General features: G+C 68.5%; 18 protein-coding genes and 1 tRNA gene. 17 read left to right on the forward strand and 2 right to left on the reverse strand.

Annotated elements, in window-relative coordinates; all coding sequences use genetic code 11:
- The first annotated feature begins 110 nt into the window (after nucleotides 1-110).
- On the forward strand, nucleotides 111-1,316 hold the full coding sequence (locus LQF10_RS05915; RefSeq protein ID WP_231066560.1) for a hypothetical protein: 1,206 nt from the start codon (nucleotides 111-113) through the stop codon (nucleotides 1,314-1,316).
- A 103-nt stretch (nucleotides 1,317-1,419) separates the two neighbouring features.
- Here the strand turns inward: LQF10_RS05915 and LQF10_RS05920 are convergent.
- A tRNA-Arg gene (locus LQF10_RS05920) sits at nucleotides 1,420-1,495 on the reverse strand.
- 189 nt (nucleotides 1,496-1,684) lie between these two features.
- On the opposite strand from LQF10_RS05920, the gene LQF10_RS05925 reads away from it, so the two are divergent.
- The 9 genes from LQF10_RS05925 (at nucleotide 1,685) to prmC (ending at nucleotide 12,741) form a co-directional block, all read left to right on the forward strand.
- Nucleotides 1,685-2,311, forward strand: coding sequence for a hypothetical protein (locus tag LQF10_RS05925; protein ID WP_231066561.1), 627 nt, complete (start codon nucleotides 1,685-1,687; stop codon nucleotides 2,309-2,311).
- 314 nt (nucleotides 2,312-2,625) lie between these two features.
- Entirely contained in the window at nucleotides 2,626-3,123 is a 498-nt protein-coding gene (locus LQF10_RS05930; protein ID WP_231066562.1) for a DALR anticodon-binding domain-containing protein, read from the forward strand.
- Nucleotides 3,120-4,457: a diaminopimelate decarboxylase gene (gene lysA, locus LQF10_RS05935; RefSeq protein ID WP_231066563.1), complete on the forward strand. Its 1,338-nt coding sequence runs from the start codon at nucleotides 3,120-3,122 to the stop codon at nucleotides 4,455-4,457. The genes LQF10_RS05930 and lysA overlap by 4 nt, the downstream gene beginning before the upstream one ends.
- Nucleotides 4,458-4,597: 140 nt before the next feature.
- Nucleotides 4,598-5,905, forward strand: a complete 1,308-nt coding sequence (locus tag LQF10_RS05940) for a homoserine dehydrogenase (RefSeq protein WP_231066564.1) — start codon at nucleotides 4,598-4,600, stop codon at nucleotides 5,903-5,905.
- Nucleotides 5,905-6,966: a threonine synthase gene (gene thrC, locus LQF10_RS05945; protein ID WP_231066565.1), complete on the forward strand. Its 1,062-nt coding sequence runs from the start codon at nucleotides 5,905-5,907 to the stop codon at nucleotides 6,964-6,966. The genes LQF10_RS05940 and thrC overlap by 1 nt, the downstream gene beginning before the upstream one ends.
- Nucleotide 6,967: 1 nt before the next feature.
- On the forward strand, nucleotides 6,968-7,870 hold the full coding sequence (gene thrB / locus LQF10_RS05950; protein ID WP_231066566.1) for a homoserine kinase: 903 nt from the start codon (nucleotides 6,968-6,970) through the stop codon (nucleotides 7,868-7,870).
- A gap of 362 nt (nucleotides 7,871-8,232) precedes the next feature.
- Nucleotides 8,233-10,560, forward strand: a complete 2,328-nt coding sequence (gene rho / locus LQF10_RS05955) for a transcription termination factor Rho (RefSeq protein WP_231066567.1) — start codon at nucleotides 8,233-8,235, stop codon at nucleotides 10,558-10,560.
- Between the two features lie 116 nt (nucleotides 10,561-10,676).
- The gene (gene prfA, locus LQF10_RS05960) at nucleotides 10,677-11,759 is read left to right on the forward strand and encodes a peptide chain release factor 1 (protein ID WP_231066568.1); all 1,083 of its coding nucleotides are present in this window, start codon (nucleotides 10,677-10,679) and stop codon (nucleotides 11,757-11,759) included.
- Nucleotides 11,752-12,741, forward strand: coding sequence for a peptide chain release factor N(5)-glutamine methyltransferase (gene prmC / locus LQF10_RS05965; RefSeq protein ID WP_231066569.1), 990 nt, complete (start codon nucleotides 11,752-11,754; stop codon nucleotides 12,739-12,741). Before prfA ends, prmC begins: the two co-directional genes overlap by 8 nt.
- Before the next feature lie 68 nt (nucleotides 12,742-12,809).
- On the opposite strand, the gene LQF10_RS05970 is transcribed toward prmC, so the two are convergent.
- Entirely contained in the window at nucleotides 12,810-13,211 is a 402-nt protein-coding gene (locus tag LQF10_RS05970) for a VanZ family protein (RefSeq protein ID WP_231066570.1), read from the reverse strand.
- 90 nt (nucleotides 13,212-13,301) lie between these two features.
- On the opposite strand from LQF10_RS05970, the gene LQF10_RS05975 reads away from it, so the two are divergent.
- The 7 genes from LQF10_RS05975 (at nucleotide 13,302) to LQF10_RS06005 (ending at nucleotide 18,610) form a co-directional block, all read left to right on the forward strand.
- Complete coding sequence (locus LQF10_RS05975) at nucleotides 13,302-14,165, forward strand: L-threonylcarbamoyladenylate synthase (RefSeq protein WP_231066571.1); 864 nt, start codon at nucleotides 13,302-13,304, stop codon at nucleotides 14,163-14,165.
- Nucleotides 14,162-15,283 carry a glycosyltransferase family 4 protein gene (locus tag LQF10_RS05980; protein WP_231066572.1) on the forward strand — a complete coding sequence of 374 codons (1,122 nt, stop codon included), beginning with the start codon at nucleotides 14,162-14,164 and terminating at the stop codon, nucleotides 15,281-15,283. The genes LQF10_RS05975 and LQF10_RS05980 overlap by 4 nt, the downstream gene beginning before the upstream one ends.
- A gap of 13 nt (nucleotides 15,284-15,296) precedes the next feature.
- Nucleotides 15,297-15,902 carry a Cg1360 family ATP-synthase-associated protein gene (locus LQF10_RS05985; protein WP_231066573.1) on the forward strand — a complete coding sequence of 202 codons (606 nt, stop codon included), beginning with the start codon at nucleotides 15,297-15,299 and terminating at the stop codon, nucleotides 15,900-15,902.
- A 52-nt stretch (nucleotides 15,903-15,954) separates the two neighbouring features.
- Nucleotides 15,955-16,839 (forward strand): F0F1 ATP synthase subunit A, encoded by an 885-nt coding sequence (atpB, locus tag LQF10_RS05990; RefSeq protein ID WP_231066574.1) that lies wholly within the window; start codon nucleotides 15,955-15,957, stop codon nucleotides 16,837-16,839.
- Between the two features lie 93 nt (nucleotides 16,840-16,932).
- Nucleotides 16,933-17,136: an ATP synthase F0 subunit C gene (atpE, locus tag LQF10_RS05995; RefSeq protein ID WP_231066575.1), complete on the forward strand. Its 204-nt coding sequence runs from the start codon at nucleotides 16,933-16,935 to the stop codon at nucleotides 17,134-17,136.
- A gap of 32 nt (nucleotides 17,137-17,168) precedes the next feature.
- Nucleotides 17,169-17,795, forward strand: coding sequence for a F0F1 ATP synthase subunit B (locus LQF10_RS06000; RefSeq protein ID WP_231066576.1), 627 nt, complete (start codon nucleotides 17,169-17,171; stop codon nucleotides 17,793-17,795).
- Nucleotides 17,795-18,610, forward strand: a complete 816-nt coding sequence (locus tag LQF10_RS06005; RefSeq protein ID WP_231066577.1) for a F0F1 ATP synthase subunit delta — start codon at nucleotides 17,795-17,797, stop codon at nucleotides 18,608-18,610. The genes LQF10_RS06000 and LQF10_RS06005 overlap by 1 nt, the downstream gene beginning before the upstream one ends.
- The last annotated feature ends 50 nt before the right edge of the window (nucleotides 18,611-18,660 follow it).

Raw genomic sequence — 18,660 nt, forward strand, 5'->3', positions numbered from 1 at the left:
GACACCTTAGCGCCGTGTGCGAGCCGATCATGCGCGAGCTCGGCACGCACGGCATCCGTCGAGACGGCATACTGTACGCACGACCAACAGGTGCGACCATCGGGGGAACGATGAGCAGGACCAGATCGGGCGACGCAGCCGCGCCCTCGCCCGGCCCCGAGGCCCGCGCGCACGCGGCCCTGGACAATCTCGGGCGCCAGTCCCGCACGATCGTCACTCACATGTGTGTGCAGGGGAGATCGGTCGAGGAAGTGGCCGATGAGCTCGATCTGGATCCCACGCGGGTTGCTGCCCGAGCCGTGCACGCCGACCGGCAATTCCGGCGCGCGTACCTGACGGCGCTGATCCCGCCCGCTGGTGATCTGGTCTGTGACCGGTACCGTAAGCGGCTCCTCGCAGCGGCACTGGGCGGGCAGGACGTCGCTGGTGCCCGGCATGCCCGCAAGTGCGACACGTGCCGCGCTCAGGGTGCCGCAGTGGCCGCCGGGGCAGCCGAGGCTGATCGATTTCTGGCACCGCTGGCCAGCACACTGTTCCTCTCGCCGGAGGCCGGCGACACGGTGAACGCCGCACCGGATGAGCGCGCGGACCGCCGTCGCAAGCCGGTGCCTTGGCGCGTTCCGGTGGGAATCGCGTTCCTCCTCGCCGGTCTGCTGTTTCTCGTCGTTCCCTCGGTCACGGCACCGCTGGGCAGTACGACGCGCGATGCTGCGGGACTCGGGGTGCAGGACCAGATGCTGGACTCGGAGCCGGTGACTGGCGATTCAGCGACCCGGTGGACCGGTGAGGTGGACGAGACGCCTGAGCCCGACGACACCGAAGACTCGGCTGAGACTGACGACGAGGACACCGGGGCCGAGCCCGAGAGTCCCACAGGTGCAGGTGACCCAGGCTCGGCTGGTGCTGGTGCTGGTGCTGGTGCTGGTGCTGGTGCTGGTGCTGGTGGTGCGACTGGTGGTGAAAGTGCTGCAGACTCGCCGAGCACCTCATCGCCGTCCACCTCTGCGCCCTCCACGTCATCGCCCTCGACGTCCCCCGAGCCGTCGCCGAACGATGAGGCGCCAGCCCCGTCCCCGTCACAGCCTGGGCCGAGCCCGACGACGCCCCCGGCTCCGTCTCCCACACAACCCGCGCCGAGTCCGACGCCCGCTCCGCAACCTTCTCCGACCCGGCCGGCGCCGAGCCCCACCCCGGCTCCGAGTCCCACGCCCGCACCGGAGGAACCGGATGAGGACGAGGATTCCTCCGGCCTCGTCGGCGATCTGGTCGGGATCGTCGATGACCTACTCGAGGGTCTCCTCGGCGGCGGTCGATGAGCCGCCTGAACTGAATCGAGCCGTCAGGTCCGCTGAAGTCCAGAGTATGGCTCTCACATGCGAAAGGCCGTGCTCTGTCTTTGCGGTGCACGGCCTGAGAAAATGGTGCCCCCGGCGGGATTCGAACCCACGACCTTCTGCTCCGGAGGCAGACGCTCTATCCACTGAGCTACAGGGGCTTTCGCCGCGTCGGAGCCTATCAGGGTGCAGCGGTCGGGTTGAAATCGTGGAGCCGTGGCTCCACCGTGGGGGCCCGATTCAAGGGAGAGGCGCCTCCTGGTGCGTGCCTCCGGTCGGCCACCGGCGACTGGGCCGTCCTACGATGATTGGGGGGCGCGCCGTGTCCCACCATCGAGAGGAGTGCAGCGGTGACTCAGAACCCCGGGATGAGCGAACCCACCCCGCCCGTGGGACCCGCACCGACCCCGCCGCCTGAGCGGCGCAGCGCCCTCGTGATCGCCGGGGCCGTCGTCGGTGGCCTGATCGTGCTCGGCGCCCTCGTGTTCGGGGCCATCGCACTGGTCGACTCCCGCGACGATCCCATCGACACCGCGACGCCGGCCCCGACCAGCGCGAGCCCCGAGTTCGAGGGCGAGTTGTATGCCCTTCTCCTTGCTGACGCCGAGGTGGTCACTGACGCCGATGGTGCGACGTGGCTTCTTGAGGACTCCGGATGGACCGAGGCGAGGGATCTGAGCCCGGAGGCGCTCGAGGCATACACCGGCACGTTCACCTCCGACGGTGATGCCCTCATCCTGACCGCGCTCTCCTTCTCCGATGAGGAGGCCGCCGAGGAATACCTGGATCAGGTGCGAACCGACCAGGGGGAGCCGGTCTACGAGGGAGCGGTCCGTGAGGATGGCTCCGGAACCCGGTTCGACCACGAGTCCGGTGAGGACACCACGATCCACTGGCGAGATGACGGTTCCGCCTTTGTCTTCGCCATCACCGGGCCCAGCGGGGCCGAGGCGTTCTATGCAGGGCTGTCGTTCTGAGCTCCGGCTCGCACGGTGCCACGCCGCCTTGGCCACCGATCCTCTGGCCGGATGACCTGACCTCGGCGATCGCATGCATTCTCGCGCTCCCCGCCGGAACGTCGATCCCGCTGCGCGCAGGCACCGGTGACGGCGCCGACTGGCATACCGATGTGGCGTACGCGGTGCCGACCGGCGCGCCGGCCCAGTCTGAACCGGGAGCCGCGGCCCGGCCGCCCGAGACCGATCAGAGACGGTCAGCGATCGCTCGCCGACTCGCGGACCACCTGGGCCTGCACCCGGATGTGACCAGGTGCCGTGCGGATGGAGCCGCCGTGCGGATCTGGCTGAGTTCGGCGTGTCTGCTCCGAGTGATCCCGCCCATCCTCACGGGCGCTCTCGCCGACTTGCGGCCCTCAGCCCGCACCTCGCGCGGAGGGACCGCTTCCGAGGCGTTCGAGCGGGTCCAGTTCGCGCATGCACGCGCGCGCAATGTCTCCCGGATCGCCCGTGCGCACGGAGTCAGACCGGCCGATCTGGCGATCGAAGCACCGGCTGCCGTCGATCTGCAACTCCCTGACCGGCGGCTTCTGGTGGCCCTCGCTGGTGCTCGATCTGCCCTCGATGCGGGCACCGAACGGTCGGTTCAGGCGCACGCCAGAGTGCTCGCAGCGATCTACCAGACCTGGTTCACACGCACTCGAACAGCCCCCCGCGGCGCGGAGGCGATAGCCTCGGGGCACCGCACCCGACTCGCCCTCAACGATGCAGTCGCCGTGGCACTCGCCACTGAGCTGACCGCCCTCGGCCTCGACGCCCCGGAGCACCTGTGACCCACCCGAACGCCCCCCACCTATGGCCGGCCGCGACCGCCGTCATCGACGGTGTGCTGCACCTGGGCGGCACACCGGTGACCGCACTCGCGGAGACCTTCGGTACGCCCTCCTACCTCCTGGACGTCCCGGGCCTGCGGGCCCGGGCGGCCCACTACCGCGCGGCCTTCGAGAACGCGTTCGCGCCTGCGGACGTCCAGGTCTACTACGCGGGCAAGGCGTTCCTGTCGACCGCCCTCGCTCGTTGGGTGCATGCCGAGGGCCTGCGGATCGATACGGCATCGGCCGGCGAACTCGCCACGGCGCTCGCGGCGGGGATCGACGGTAGCGATATCGGCTTGCATGGGAACAACAAGTCGCCAGGCGAGATCGACCAGGCATTGGCGTACGGCGTCGGTCGCATCGTGATCGACTCCCTGCCGGAGATCGAGTTGGTGGCGCAACGTGCGGCGGCGCACGGGGTGCGCGCGCCGGTGATGGTGCGCGTGACCACCGGTGTGCACGCCGGCGGTCACGACTTCATCGCGACTGCGCATGAGGACCAGAAGTTCGGCCTCTCCCTGGCGGGCGGCGCTGCCATGACTGCGTTGGAGCGCATTCTGGCCCTCCCGGAGCTCGAGCTGCTCGGCCTGCATTCCCACATCGGCTCTCAGATCCTCGATGCGGACGGGTTCGCTGCCGCCGCGACTGCTCTGCTCGGGCTGCGTGCCGACCTCGCCGAGCGCACCGGCCACCTGGTCGGCGAACTCGATCTCGGCGGCGGGTACGGGATCGCCTACACCCCGCACGAGAGTGCCGTGGACGTCGTGGCCGTGGCGCGCGCCCTCGCGCAGGCCTGCCGCGCCGAGTGCGAACGGCTCGGCACGGCGATGCCGGCCTTCTCCTTCGAGCCCGGTCGCGCCATCGTGGGACCGAGCATGATGACGGTCTACCGGGTGGGCACCGTCAAGCCCGTCCAGCTTCCTGACGGCGCCTCGCGCCTGTACGTGTCCGTGGACGGTGGGATGAGCGACAACATCCGCCCCGCCTTGTACGGCGCCAACTACCACGCCGAGCTCGCATCCCGGACGTCCGCAGCACCGCTGGTCACGGCCCGGGTGGTGGGCAAGCACTGTGAAAGCGGCGACATCGTCGTGCGGGACGTGGCGCTGCCCGGGGACATCCGCGCCGGCGATCTGGTCGCTGTGCCCGCCACCGGCGCCTACGGCCGCTCGATGGCGAGCCAGTACAACCTCATCCCACGCCCTGGTGTGGTTGCCGTGGGAGACGGGCCTGCACGTGAGATCGTCCGCCGCGAGACCCTGCAGGATCTGCTCGCCCTCGATCTCGGCTGATCCTCGAGGCTCCGGCACGACGTCCCCGCCCGCGACGTGGGACGGACGCGAGCGCAGGCGAGAAGCCCTCTATTGTTAAGGACGTTGTGCGTCGGAGGATTCTGGACGCCGCCGGCCCGAACGATTCCACGAAGGAGACCATGAACGACGGCGCCCCCGCCACCCTTCGGGTGGCTGTACTCGGCTGCGGAGTAGTCGGCACCGAGGTGGTCCGCGGACTCCTCGGCAACGCCGCCGAGCTGCGCTCGCGGACTGGCACTCAGCTCGATCTCGTCGGGATCGGGGTGCGCTCGCTCAGTACGACCCGTGACCCGGTGGTCCCGGTGGACCTGCTGACCGACGATCTGACTGGCCTGGTCCGGCGCGCTGATCTGGTGATCGAGCTGATGGGCGGTATCGAACCGGCTCGCGGCCTGATCCTGGACTCCCTGGCTGCCGGCGCCAGCGTGATCACCGCGAACAAGGCACTCCTGGCCCAGCACGGCCCTGCCCTGCACGAGGCCGCCGATTCTGCTCGAGTGGATCTCTTCTACGAGGCCGCGGTGGCCGGGGCGGTGCCCATCGTGCGCGGTGTGCGGGAGTCGCTCGCGGGCGACACGATCACCCGGGTGCTCGGCATCGTCAACGGCACCACGAACTACATCCTTGACGAGATGACGACGAACGGTCTGGACTTCGGCACCGCCCTGGCCCAGGCGCAGGAGCTGGGTTACGCCGAGGCGGACCCCACCGCCGACGTCGAGGGTTTCGACGCCGCGGCGAAGGCGACGATTCTCGCTTCGCTTGCCTTCCACTCCCGGACCTCGATGGATGACGTTCCCGTTCAGGGGATCACCTCCATCACCTCGGATGACATCGCCTCCGCCGCGCAGACCGGGCATGTGATCAAGATGCTGGTGATCGCCGAGCAGGGCGAGCACGAGGGCGTGGCCGGCCTGGCTGTGCGCGTGCACCCGGCGCTGGTGCCCACTACCCACCCGTTGGCGAGTGTGCGTGGGCCGTACAACGCCGTCTTCGTGGAGGCCGAGGCGGCCGGCACCTTGATGTTCTACGGTGCGGGCGCCGGGGGAGCGGCAACCTCGAGTGCGGTCCTTGGGGACGTCGTTGCCGCGGCGCGCGATCGAGTGAACGGGGGCAAGGCGCCCTCGGAATCGGCACACGCGGCGCTACCCGCGATGCCGGCTCAGGCTGTGCACACCCGGTACCAGATGCGCCTGGACGTGCTCGACGTGCCAGGGGTACTCGCCGAGATCGCTGCCGCCGTGGCCGCCCACGGCGTCTCCATCGAGACGGTCCGTCAGGGGGTGCGTGACCCCGAGGACGGGGCCGCCCTCGTGATCGTCACCCACTCCGCCAGCGAGTCCGCACTCGCGGCAACTGTGGCAGATCTCGATACGCTCGACGTCGTCGAGCGAATCACCTCCATCCTGCGTGTGGAAGGAAACTGATGGCCAAGCCGTGGCGCGGCGTGATCGCCGAATATGCTGACCGACTCCCGATCGAGGACGGCGACCCTGTCGTCACCCTGGGCGAGGGGGGCACGCCGTTGGTGCCTGCCCCGACTCTTTCGACGACCACGGGTGCCCAGGTGTACCTCAAGGTCGAGGGGGCCAATCCCACGGGCTCGTTCAAGGACCGTGGTATGACGATGGCGATGAGCAAGGTCGCCGGCACCGGGACCGAGGTGGTGGTGTGTGCCTCCACGGGAAACACCTCCGCCTCGGCCGCTGCGTACGCCGTCCGGGCAGGGCTGGGCTGCGCGGTGGTGCTCCCGTACGGCAAGATCGCGGCCGGAAAGTTGGCCCAGGCGATCGTGCACGGTGCCACCTTGCTCGCCGTGGACGGCAACTTCGATGACTGCCTGCGGATCGTGCGCGAACTCGCCGACTCCTACCCCGTGGCGATGGTGAACTCGGTGAACCCGTATCGCCTGCAGGGGCAGAAGACGGCGGCCTTCGAGGTGGTGGACGCACTCGGGGATGCCCCGACCATCCACGTGCTTCCGGTGGGCAACGCGGGGAATATCTCCGCGTACTGGATGGGCTACCGCGAGTACGCCGCGGACGGTCTCGCCTCCCGTACGCCGGCGATGTGGGGCGTCCAGGCCGACGGCGCAGCGCCCCTGGTCAAGGGTGTGCCGGTGGAGTTCCCGGAGACGGTGGCCACTGCGATTCGGATCGGCAACCCGGCGTCCTGGTCGTTGGCGGTCGGGGCGCGCGACGATTCGGGCGGCCGTATCGATTCGGTGACCGATGCGCAGATTCTCGACGCCCAGGCGATGATCGCCCGCGAGGTCGGCGTGTTCGTGGAGCCGGCTTCGGCCGCAAGCGTTGCGGGTCTCCTGGTACGGGCTGCGGCCGGTGAGGTGCCTGAGGGTGCCACGATCGTGTGCACGGTGACCGGAAACGGTCTCAAGGACACGGCCACCGCCCTCGGCGGGCGAGACGTGGATCCGCAGGTGATCGGCACCGACGTCTCCGATGCGGCTCGCGCCCTCGGCCTGTCCTGATATGCGGCTCGTTCGCGACGAGGTGCGGGTCCGGGTGCCCGCCACCAGTGCCAACCTTGGGCCGGGCTTCGATGCCTTTGGTCTGGCCCACACGATCCATGATCACGTGCGCGTGCGGGCGACCACCGGTGAGACCGAGGTGCGGGTGATCGGCGAAGGCGCCGGAGAAGTCTCCGGCGGCGATGACCATCTCGTGGTGCGCGCCCTGCGAGCTGGACTCGACCACGTGGGCGCGCCTCAGGCAGGGTTCTCGCTCGACTGCGAGAATGCCATCCCGCACGGCCGTGGCCTGGGCTCGAGTGCCGCGGCCGTGGTGGCCGGGTTGGTTGCGGCACGCGGGCTGATCAGCGAGCCGGAGGCGTTGAACGACCGGGTGCTGCTGGAACTCGCGACCGATTTCGAGGGCCACCCGGACAATGCCGCGCCGGCGCTGCTCGGTGGTGCGACCGTGGCGTGGATGCAGGGTCGCAATGCTCACGCGGCCCGCATTGAGGTCGACTCCCGGATCGCACTCACGGTGCTCGTGCCGACCGAGCGACTGCCCACTAAGCGGGCGCGCGCGGCACTGCCCGCTACCGTCTCGCATGCCGACGCCGCCTTCAATGCTGGGCGTGCGGGTCTGCTCACCCTCGCGTTGACCTCGCGCCCGGACTTGCTCATGGCCGCCACCGAGGATCGGTTGCATCAAACCCAGAGGGCTGACGCCATGATGGCGAGTATCGCGCTGGTGGGCCGGCTGCGAGAGGCCGGCCACCCGGCCGTGGTCTCCGGGGCCGGGCCGACCGTGCTCGTCTTCGACGATCTCAGTCATCGAGCTCTGGAGCTGGCAGGTCTGGGTAGCGCAGTGCAGGAGTGGTCCGTACGGCGTCCCAGCATCGACCTCGTGGGGGCGCAGATCCTGTGAGCCGGAGGTGCGGACGAGTGACCCCACACCATCCGAGGACCGCACCATCTGAACCCGTTTCTCGCGTGTGAACCCTCCGCCGCGGCGGTTCACACGCGAAAAGTGGGTTCGAACGCGGCGATGAGGACGTGGTTCGCGTCGTTGTCCGTGGGGCCGCCCGCTCGGCCGCTCGCCGAACTTCCGATGCACCGGTGCTAGGCTGACCGAGCACACTGCTTCGGGGGCGATGTTCCCTGCGGTGATGCCCCAGCCCACGTGCGGCAATGCCGAGTACGTGGCCCTATTCCACTCCGGCCGGTCATGGCCGAAGCAATCCCCGCCCTGACAGCTCTGCTCAGGTGCGTGTCGAGGGAAGGAACCTCGTGTCAGAACCCAGTACGTCATCCGCAGCGCCCCGCAGCGCTGCTCTGTCCTCACTCCGTCTTGCCGAGCTGCAGTCGCTCGCCGGCGAGTTGGGGCTCAAAGGTACCGCCAAGATGCGCAAGAGCGACTTGGTGGAAGCCATCCGGGCCGCACGTAGCGGCGGGTCCGCGGCGTCCGCTCCGCGCGCCGACGCCCAAGAAGACCAGCGTGCGCCGGCGAAGCAGGACCGTCCGCCTCGGCGATCCACCGCGAAGTCTGGCTCTGCGAAGACCGACGCCGTGACGTCCGACGCTGCGCAGACCGACACCGAGCGTTCCGACTCCGGAGAGCCCGCCACAGCGCCCGCGCAGGACGGCGGCTCCGCTCGTGAGAAGGTGAGCTCCGCCGAGAAGGCCCCGGCCGGCCGCTCTCGACGTTCGCGCAGCCAGGGCACCGGTGCCGCTCAGGCTGAGACTGCCCCCCGGGCCGACGCCGCCCCCCAGGCCGACGCTGCCCCCCAGAGCGACGCTGCCCCCCAGAGCGACGCTGCCGCCCGGACCGGGGCTGCCGCAGAACGCGAAGCAGGTGGTCAGGTAGCCAGCAGCGACCGGCCCGCGCGTGGTTCCCGGACCAGCAACAGAGGTTCCGGTGAGGGCCAGGTGAACGGCCAGAACTCCCGCGACGCTCAGTCGAACCGGTCCTCCCGCGACGAGGCGCCCCGCGAGGATCAGCCCGCACGCGAGAATCAGGCCACGCGTCGCGACCGGGCCGCCGAGGCCGATACGGCCGGTGGCCGCCGCAACCGTCGTGTGCGTTCCGACGGCGGGCAGCCGCAGCTCGACCTGCCGTCGATGGGGCAGGACGGTGGCAGTTCCCGTACCCCCTCTCTGGACGACATCCAGTTGCCCGAAGGTCGCCGGCCCGATGATGCGGGTAGCGGGAGATCTGACTCGTCTGGCCGAAACGATGCCGGCGGTCGCAACTCCCGAGGCGGGCAAGATACCTCCGGTCGCAACCCCAGGAACAGCGGCAACGACTCGGGCGGCCGGGACGGCCGCCAGGACTCGGCCGCCGCTCGAGAGAGTGACCTGGACGACGAACGCTCGGGCCGTCGTCGGCGGGGCCGGGACAGGTACCGGGACCGTAAGCGGCGCGGTCGTTCCCCCGAGCCGATCGAGGAGGAGGTGGAGATCTCCGAGGACGACGTGCTGCTGCCAGTCGGCGGGATCCTCGACATCCTGGACAACTATGCCTTCGTCCGGACCAGCGGCTACCTGCCCGGGCCCAACGATGTGTACGTCTCGCTCGGCCAGGTGAAGAAGCACGCCCTGCGCCGTGGAGACGCAGTGGTGGGTGCGGTGCGCCAGCCGCGCGAAGGGGAGAACAACCAGCGCCAGAAGTACAACGCGCTGGTGCGCCTGGACCAGGTCAATGGTGTGCCCGTCGACGAGGTCGGGCATCGTCCGCACTTCTCCTCGCTCACTCCGCTCTACCCCCAGGACCGGCTCCAGCTGGAGACCTCTGCGAAGGAGCTCACCTCGCGGATCGTGGACATCGTGGCCCCGATCGGCAAGGGCCAGCGCGGTCTGATCGTGGCGCCGCCGAAGGCGGGCAAGACGATCATCATGCAGCAGATCGCCAATGCGATCACGGCGAACAACCCGGAGGCACACCTGATGGTGGTGCTCGTGGACGAGCGGCCCGAAGAGGTCACGGACATGGAGCGCACGGTCTCTGGTGAGGTGATCGCCTCGACCTTCGACCGGCCCGCCTCCGATCACACGATCGTGGCTGAACTCGCCATCGAACGGGCGAAGCGCCTGGTGGAGCTGGGGCAGGACGTGGTGGTGCTGCTGGACTCGCTCACCCGCCTTTCACGCGCCTACAACCTGGCCGCGCCCGCCTCCGGGCGGATCCTCTCCGGTGGTGTGGACGCCTCCGCGTTGTACCCACCGAAGAAGTTCTTCGGGGCCGCCCGCAACATCGAGCACGGCGGCTCCCTCACCATTCTCGCCTCGGCGCTGGTGGAGACCGGTTCGAAGATGGACGAGGTGATCTTCGAGGAGTTCAAGGGCACCGGGAACATGGAGTTGCGGTTGTCCCGTCACCTCGCCGATAAGCGGATCTTCCCGGCCGTGGACGTGAATGTCTCCGGTACCCGGCGCGAGGAACTGCTGGTCTCTGAGGACGAGCTGGCGATCATCTGGAAGTTGCGTCGGCTGCTCGGGTCGCTGGACCAGCAGCAGGCGATCGAATTGCTGCAGTCCAAGCTACGCAACACCTCCTCCAACACCGAGTTCCTGCTCACGGTGAACAAGACCACGCCCACGTCTGGTCACCGCGACTAGCCCCCTTCACCGCGAGTGCGGCCGATTTCGCCCACGTGGTGAGATTTACCCGAGATCAGCCGCACTCGCGCGGGAGCGGGTGCGCACGTGTGTCGACGAACGAGGGAGGGATGGGCATGGACCAGGAGTTCGCCACGGTCGAACCGCTGCTTGCCGAGTATGCGGAGATCGAGTCCGCGCTGGCAGATCCAGACGTTCATGCCGATCAGGCACGGGCGCGCATGTTGGGCCGGCGCTACGCCGAGCTCGGCCGTGTGGTGGCGGCGTATCGCACCTGGCGCAGCGCCGTCGATGATGCGGGAGCCGCGGCAGAGCTCGCCGCGGACGACCCGGCGTTCGCCGTCGAAGTCGAACCGCTGCGTGCCGCGGCGAGAGACGCCGCCGATGCGCTGCGCAACGTCCTGATCCCGCGTGACCCGGACGACGGCCGAGACGCGATCGTGCAGGTCAAGGCGGGTGAGGGCGGTGAGGAGTCCGCGCTGTTCGCCGCCGACCTGTTGCGGATGTATCAACGCTATGCCGAACGGCAGGGGTGGAGTACCCAGCTGCTCGATGAGACCCACTCCGATCTCGGCGGGTACAAGGATGTCTCGATGGCGGTGAAATCACGATCCACGGATCCGGCCGAGGGTGTCTGGGCGCACCTGAAGTACGAGGGCGGTGTGCACCGGGTGCAGCGGGTGCCGGTGACCGAATCGCAGGGGCGCATCCATACCTCCGCCGCCGGTGTGCTCGTGTTCCCCGAGGTGGATGATCCCGGCGAGGTGGAGATCGATCAGAATGATCTACGCATCGACGTATTCCGGTCCTCCGGCCCGGGCGGGCAGAGCGTGAACACCACTGACTCCGCCGTCCGGATCACGCACCTTCCGACCGGGATCACCGTCTCCATGCAGAACGAGAAGTCTCAACTGCAGAACCGCGAACAGGCGATGCGGGTGCTGCGTGCCCGGCTACTGGCGGCTCAGCAGGAGGAGGCCGATGCCGAAGCGGCGCAACTACGCCGCTCCCAGGTGCGGACTGTGGACCGGAGCGAGCGGATCCGTACCTACAACTTCCCGGAGAACCGGATTGCCGACCACCGCACCGGATACAAGGCCTATAACCTCGACGCCGTGCTCTCCGGCGATCTGGGACCGGTGATCGCCTCCGCGATCGAACTGGACGAGGCCGAACGCCTCGCTGCCTCCGGTGACTGATCCCCGCGGTCCGGCCGGTTCTGGCACCCCGGCCGATCGGTCGCGCGGCACCGCCGATGCCGAACATGCGGCATGGGCCCGTTTGGGACTGGCGGCCGATGGACAGACGCATGAGCCGCCGTCGTTGAATGCCATCGTCCGGGCCGGATCAGCTCTCCTCGAGGAGGCTGGAGTGCCCTCTCCGGACGTGGACGCCCTCCGCATCGCCGAGCACCTGCTCAGCGCCCAGCGCCTTACGCTGGTGGTGCCGCCGCGCATGCCCGCCGACTTCCCGCGCCGGTTCGCCGAGGCGATCGATCGCCGACGGCGCAGGGAGCCGTTGCAGCACATCACCGGTACCGCTGCGTTTCGCTATCTCGAACTCGAGGTGGGGCCCGGAGTATTCGTGCCGCGGCCGGAGACCGAAGTCGTGGCTGGGGTGGCGATCGACGCAGTGCAGGCTGCGATCGCCGGGGGAGTGGCCCGGCCGGTGGTGGTGGACCTGTGCAGCGGGAGCGGGGCGATCGCCTGTTCTGTTGCACACGAGGTGCCAGCCGCCGAGGTGTATGCCGTGGAGCTCGGCCAGCAGGCGGCGTCGGCGACGGAGGAGAACGCCGGCCGCCTGGGCTTGACCATCGACGTGCAATGGTCGGATGCGACCTCTCCGGACGTGCTGGATTACCTCGACGGCACGGTGAACGTGGTCGTGTCCAACCCGCCCTACATCCCTCCTGATGCGGTGCCGGTGGATCCCGAGGTACGTGATCATGACCCGGACCTGGCCCTCTACGGCGGCGGTGCGGACGGTCTCGACGTGCCCCGTGGCGTGCTCGCACGCGCGGTGACACTGCTCCGATCCGGTGGCACGCTCGTGATGGAGCATGCCGAGGTCCAGGCGCAGGCGTTGCGGGAGCTCGCTGAAGGGACCGGTACCTTGGAGCAGGTACGTACCGGTCAGGACCTCGCCGGCCGTGATCGGATGCTGATCGCCCGGAAGCGGTAGCACGCCTGCTCGGCTCGTTCCGCCGTCGTCGATCGTGCTCGCTGCCCTGCCTCGCTTGGCGACCGGCGTCAACGGCGAAGCCGGTGCCGGGTGATCATTGACGCCACGTACCAGCCGAGGCCGGTTCCCGCGATGTTCGCGAGTATGTCGAGTAGGTCGCCTGCGCGCGCCGGGAGCAGGGTGTGTTGGACGAGCTCACTGAGACCTGCGTGCACGAGAAGTCCGAGGACCAACGGACGGGTGCGGATGCCGGCCAGTCTGCCGGTGAGCATGACGAGCGCGAAGATCAGCAGGTGCACGGCCTTGTCAGAGCCAGGAGTGCTGGGCGTTCCGTCCGGCGTCTGAGGAAGGTAGAGCACCACGAACTGGAGGAGAACTGCCGCGCCGAACGCTGCCCGCAGCAACCAGGAGGCCCGATCTGGAGAGCGGGGAGAAGCAGGTCCAGGTGAAGGCGGCGCGGAGTTCGGCACGGGCTCACTGTGCCACGGTCGAGCAGCACCCGGCGCCGCCCCCCGTGCAGAGAGGCACACCGAGGGTGAATCGTGACAGACTCACCTCTCGTGAGTAACGAGCAGATTCGGGACTGCACCGACGCCGGGACCCGACCGGGCCACCTGGATGAGGCGGTCAAGACGCTGGCTTCCGGGGGACTCGTGGTGTTCCCCACCGACACCGTCTACGGCATTGCTGCGGACGCCTTCACCCCGAAGGCGGTCACGGCGCTGCTGAACGCGAAGGGTCGTGGCCGGCAGATGCCGCCTCCGGTGCTGATCGGTGATGTGCGCACGCTGGACGGCCTCGCCACGGAGATCCCACAGCCGGTACGTGATCTGGTGGCCGAGTTCTGGCCCGGCCCGCTCACGGTGATCCTGACGGCGCAGCCGAGTCTGCACTGGGATCTTGGCGACACGCACGGCACAGTGGCACTGCGAATGCCAGACAACGAGATCGCCCTCGAATTGCTGCGCCGCACGGGTCCGCTGGCGGTCTCCAGTGCAAACAAGACCGGCGAGGACGCTGCCGTGGCTTGCGCCGACGCCGCCGCTCAGCTCGGGCGCGCGGTGCGCGTCTATCTCGACGGCGGAGCGACCGCTGGCGCCGTGCCCTCCACCATCGTCGACGCCACCGGTCCGCGCCTGCGGATCGTGCGCGAGGGAGTGCTCACGGCGGAGGAACTCGGATCCATCGCGCCGGAGTTGCTGCCGGAGAACCAGGTCGATGACGAGGCCGAGGCCGGCGACTCCGGGGGTGAGGACATCATCGAGACAGCGGACGGTGAGTCGGCGGGCGCTGAGGCAGCAGACAGTGAGCTGACGGACGAAGGCGCCCGCGAGACCACGCCGGACGAAACCCATCCGGACGAGACCACGCCGGACGAGACCGAGCCGGAGGGGACTGACACCGAGGACGCCACTACGCCGTGAGCGTCTATCTGCTGATACTCGCGATCGCGGCGGCGGTCACCTACCTGACCACGCCGCTGGCCAGGCGATTGGCACAACGCACCGGAGCCGTGACGGCGGTGCGTGCGCGGGATGTGCACACCGTGCCCACCCCGCGGCTGGGCGGGGTGGCGATGGTCGCAGGCCTGGCTGCCGCACTCGTCTTCGCCTCGCAGACGCGGTTCCTGCAACCGGTGTTCTCCGATTCGTTGCCGTGGGCGATCCTCGCCTGCACAGTGGGAATCTGCCTGCTCGGCGTGGCGGACGACATCTGGGACCTGGACTGGATCACCAAGCTGATCGGTCAGATCGTGGTGGCGGGGGCCCTCGCCTGGCAGGGCGTGCAACTGGCCAGCCTGCCGATCTTCGGGCTGACGATCGGTTCCTTCCGGCTCTCCCTCATGATCACGGTGATCGTGGTGGTGGTGGCGATCAATGCCGTCAACTGGGTGGACGGCCTGGACGGGCTGGCCGCCGGGGTGATCGCGATCGGGGGCTCGGCCTTCTTCGTCTACACCTATGTGCTCACCCAGAACAACAACCCCACCGACTACTCCAACCTGGCCACGGTGCTGATCGCGGCCGTGGTAGGCGGGTGCCTGGGCTTTCTCCCGCACAACTTCCACCCCGCGCGGATCTTCATGGGCGATTCCGGTGCCATGGCGCTCGGCCTCACCGTGGCCGCCGCCGCCATCATGGTCACCGGTCAGATCAACCCGGGGGTGCTCGAAGCCCGGCAGGCCATTCCGGCGTTCGTGCCGATCATCCTGCCGGTGGCGGTGCTGACATTGCCGCTTCTGGATGTGGCCGTGACCAGCGGGCGGCGGCTACTTGCCGGCAAGTCGCCATGGCATGCCGACCGGACCCACCTGCACCACAAGTTGCTCGACCGCGGACACTCCCACCGCCGAGCGGTGGCGATCATGTATGTGTGGACCACCGTGGTGTCTTTCAGCGCGGCAGCGCTGGTGTGGTTCCCGGTGGAGCAGGTGCTCATCGGTGGCGGGATTGGTGCCGTCCTCGCCACGATCGTTACGGTGGTGCCGTTGCCCACGCCCACGTTCCTCAAGCAACGCACGGCCAGCCATCATCCGAACTGAAGGACACCCGCACGTGCCCGAGCCCACGTTCCTCAACGATCGGTACATCCGTACCGAAGCTGTCCTCGCCCTGATCGCGCGCGTGCTGCGCCGGCTACTGGTGGTCGCGGGCGTCGTCGGCGTGCTCGCCGCGGGTCTCGGCCTACTGGTCGCGGGAGTCGCCGGACTCTGGGCGGCGTTGCTCGCCGCGGGGATCAGCCTGGTGTTCACGGGCGCCACCGTCCTGGCCATGCACCTTGTGGCAGGCCGCGGGCCCGAACTCCTGCAGATCGTGCTGATCGGTGGTTGGCTCGTCAAGATGGCGCTGCTCGCTGTGGCGTTGCTCTGGCTGCGCGAACAGGACTTCTATCACCGCGAGATCTTCATCGGTGCGCTCTTCATCGCCGTGGCTGCCTCGGCTGTCGTCGAGGTCGTCACGATCGCCACCGCGCGCCTGCCCTACGTATCGCCGACGGCGGAGGTCGCCGAGACCTCGCAGCCGGACGAGGCAGAGGCGACCTCGCCGTCAGAGGCCTCGAGGGCCCCGGAGAGCACGGGAACGGCGCCCCCTGCGGGAGCCGCCGACGCAGGTTCTGCGGAGCCCTCACCTTCACATGAACGTCACAATCCACCTGCCTGATCAGGTAGGCTGACTGCAGTCACTTCCAGCCCACCTGAGTTCGGTTCCTGCGATGCTGCCCGGAGCGCAGCTGTGGGTCCACGAGCCCGATGTTCCTGGGGAGAGCACCCTGTCCACCGCAGCCATTGCCGCGCCAATCCTTGCCGAAGGCGAGGACAGCAGCGGCTTCCACGCCCCCGGAATCGAAGAGTTCTTCCCGGCCGCGTTGTTCGGCAGCACCGACCTCGGCTCCTTCTGGGGATTCGATCGGATCATGCTGGTCCGGTTCATCGTCGTGGCCATCCTCCTGTTGCTGCTCTGGTTGGCCACGCGCAAGTCCTCGCTGGTGCCCAGCCGCGGACAGAGCATCGTCGAACTCGGCGTTCAGTTCGTCCGGGTGCAGATCGGCGAGCAGATCCTCGGCAAGGAGCGTGCGCGCCCCTATCTCGGCATGCTGACCGTGATCTTCTTCACGGTGCTCGCGATGAACCTGGCCGGTGTGGTGCCGTTCCTCAACATCGCCGGTACCTCACGCGTGGGGTTGCCGCTCGTCCTCGCCTTGTGGGTGTTCTTCGTCTACCTGGCTGCCGGTGTGCGCAAGCACGGCATCGGCAAGTACCTGAAGTCACAGCTCTTCCCCCCGGGGATCCCGTGGCCCGCGTACATCCTGATCACTCCGATCGAGGCACTGCAGGTGTTCGTGCTCCGGCCGGCCACCCTGACGATCCGGCTCCTGGCGAACATGATGGCCGGGCACCTGATGCTGGTGCTGTGCTTCGCCGCCACGAACTTCCTGCTGCTCGAGGGCGGTGGGCTGATCAAGATCACCGGCCTGCTGGCCTTCGCCGGCGGCATCTTCATCACCCTGTTCGAGGTCTTCGTGGCCTTGCTGCAGGCGTACATCTTCACCCTGCTCTCCGCGATCTACGTGAACTTCGCACTCGAAGAGGAACACTGATCCTCATCGAGTACGAGGCCACGGGCCGCGTAGTCACCCCGTAGTACCTCACACACCCCGACGCTCGTCAGAGCGCCACAGGAAGGAAATGCAGTGGAAGGCAATCTCGCAACTGTCGGTTACGGTCTCGCCACGATCGGCCCCGGTGTCGGTCTCGGCATCATGATCGGTCAGACCCAGGTGGCCACGGCCCGCCAGCCCGAAGTGGCCGGTCGGCTCTTCACCAACATGATGATCGGTGCAGCGCTCATCGAGGTGCTCGGTCTGCTCGGCCTCGTCGCCGGGCTGATGTTCTGATCGATCCCTCACCACAGGCTTTGGGAGCCCCCATGATCACCGCACACGAGACGCCGAACCCGCTGCTGCCGGCCGGCTACGACATCGTCTGGTCGCTCGTCGTCACGGTCGTCATCGCGATCTTCTTCTTCAAGTACCTCTTGCCGAAGTTGAACGCGATTCTCGACGAACGTGCCGCCAAGATCGAAGGTGGCCTGCAGCTCGCTGAGAAGGCGCAGGCTGAGGCCGCCGAGGCCAAGACGCAGGTCGAACGTGAGCTGGTCGCCGCCCGGAAGGAAGCAGCCGGGATCCGTGAGGAAGCCGTCAATGACGGTTCACAGATCCTTGCCGAGTCGAAGGCGAAGGCCCAGGCCGAGGCCACCCGGATCGCGGAGAACGCGCAGCGTCAGATTGAAGCTGAGCGGCAGTCCGCGATTGTCTCGCTGCGCAGCGAGGTGGGCACGCTGGCCACTGAGCTCGCCTCCCGGATCGTGGGCGAGTCCCTCGCTGACGACGCACGCCAGTCCCGGGTGGTGGACCGCTTCCTGAGCGAACTCGACGGCACGATGAATGCTCCGGCAGGGGCATCGGCATCGAGTTCGACGGGTGCCTCCGCCGAGGCGTCGGTACCGAGTTCGACGAGCACCTCCGCCGAGGCCTCGGCACAGCCGGAGGCGTGATGCGCGCGAACAGCCAGTCCTCCACCGACGCGGCCCGGGAGCGATTCGACTCCGTGCTGCGCGCGGCTGGAGAGTCCGCCGATGCCCTCGGCACGGAGCTGTTCGCCGTCGTGGACGTCCTGGACTCCTCGGCCACCCTGCGGCGCGCGCTGACCGATCCCTCGCGGGAGGGTGCGGACAAGGCGCAGGTGGTCGCCGATGTGTTCGGCGGCAAAGTCAGTTCTGACGTCGAGGACCTGCTGGCCGGGCTCGCACGTGCGCGCTGGTCGGCCGATCAGGACATCGCGGACGCGGTCGAGATCCTCGGGACTGACGCGCTGCTAGCCAGCGCCGAATCTGCGGGGACGCTGCTGGATGTGGAGACGCAGATCTTCTCGGTGATCCGGCTCCTCGCGGCGAACCGCGAGTTGCGCCTGGCCCTGTCGGACACCTCGCGTGCAGTGCAGGATCGAACCCGGCTGCTCGACAACGTCACGGACGGTCGCGTTGCTCCGCAGACATCCACGCTGATCGAGCGCGCGCTCGGCAACCGCCGCGCCCCGACTCTGACAGCCGGTCTGGTACGCCTGAACGAGGCTGCCGCGGCCCGCCGCCAGCAGTTGGTGGCGACCGTGACGGCAGCCGTCCCGCTCAACGAGGGTCAACTCGACCGGTTGAGTGACATCCTGCACCGCGCCTACGGGCGTGGCGTGCAGCTCAACGTGGCTGTGGAGCCGAGCGTCGTGGGTGGCGTGCGGATCCAGATCGGTGACGAGGTCGTAGACGCGACCATGCTCAGCCGCCTCGACGAGGCTCGCCGGCGCCTGGCCGGTTGACCCGCCCCCATCGCTGAAGAACGAACCGATCGCCGCAGCTGGCGGTCTAA

This window comes from Ruania halotolerans (genome assembly GCF_021049285.1).
Classification (GTDB): domain Bacteria; phylum Actinomycetota; class Actinomycetes; order Actinomycetales; family Beutenbergiaceae; genus Ruania; species Ruania halotolerans.

Bases quoted from the DNA above. Each gene is read 5' to 3' on its own strand.
- LQF10_RS05915 (WP_231066560.1), top strand. From the start codon at position 111: ATGAGCAGGACCAGATCGGGCGACGCAGCCGCGCCCTCGCCCGGCCCC.
- LQF10_RS05940 (WP_231066564.1), top strand. From the start codon at position 4,598: ATGAACGACGGCGCCCCCGCCACCCTTCGGGTGGCTGTACTCGGCTGC.
- thrC (WP_231066565.1), top strand. From the start codon at position 5,905: ATGGCCAAGCCGTGGCGCGGCGTGATCGCCGAATATGCTGACCGACTC.
- thrB (WP_231066566.1), top strand. From the start codon at position 6,968: ATGCGGCTCGTTCGCGACGAGGTGCGGGTCCGGGTGCCCGCCACCAGT.
- prfA (WP_231066568.1), top strand. From the start codon at position 10,677: ATGGACCAGGAGTTCGCCACGGTCGAACCGCTGCTTGCCGAGTATGCG.
- atpB (WP_231066574.1), top strand. From the start codon at position 15,955: ATGCTGCCCGGAGCGCAGCTGTGGGTCCACGAGCCCGATGTTCCTGGG.
- LQF10_RS06000 (WP_231066576.1), top strand. From the start codon at position 17,169: ATGATCACCGCACACGAGACGCCGAACCCGCTGCTGCCGGCCGGCTAC.
- LQF10_RS06005 (WP_231066577.1), top strand. From the start codon at position 17,795: ATGCGCGCGAACAGCCAGTCCTCCACCGACGCGGCCCGGGAGCGATTC.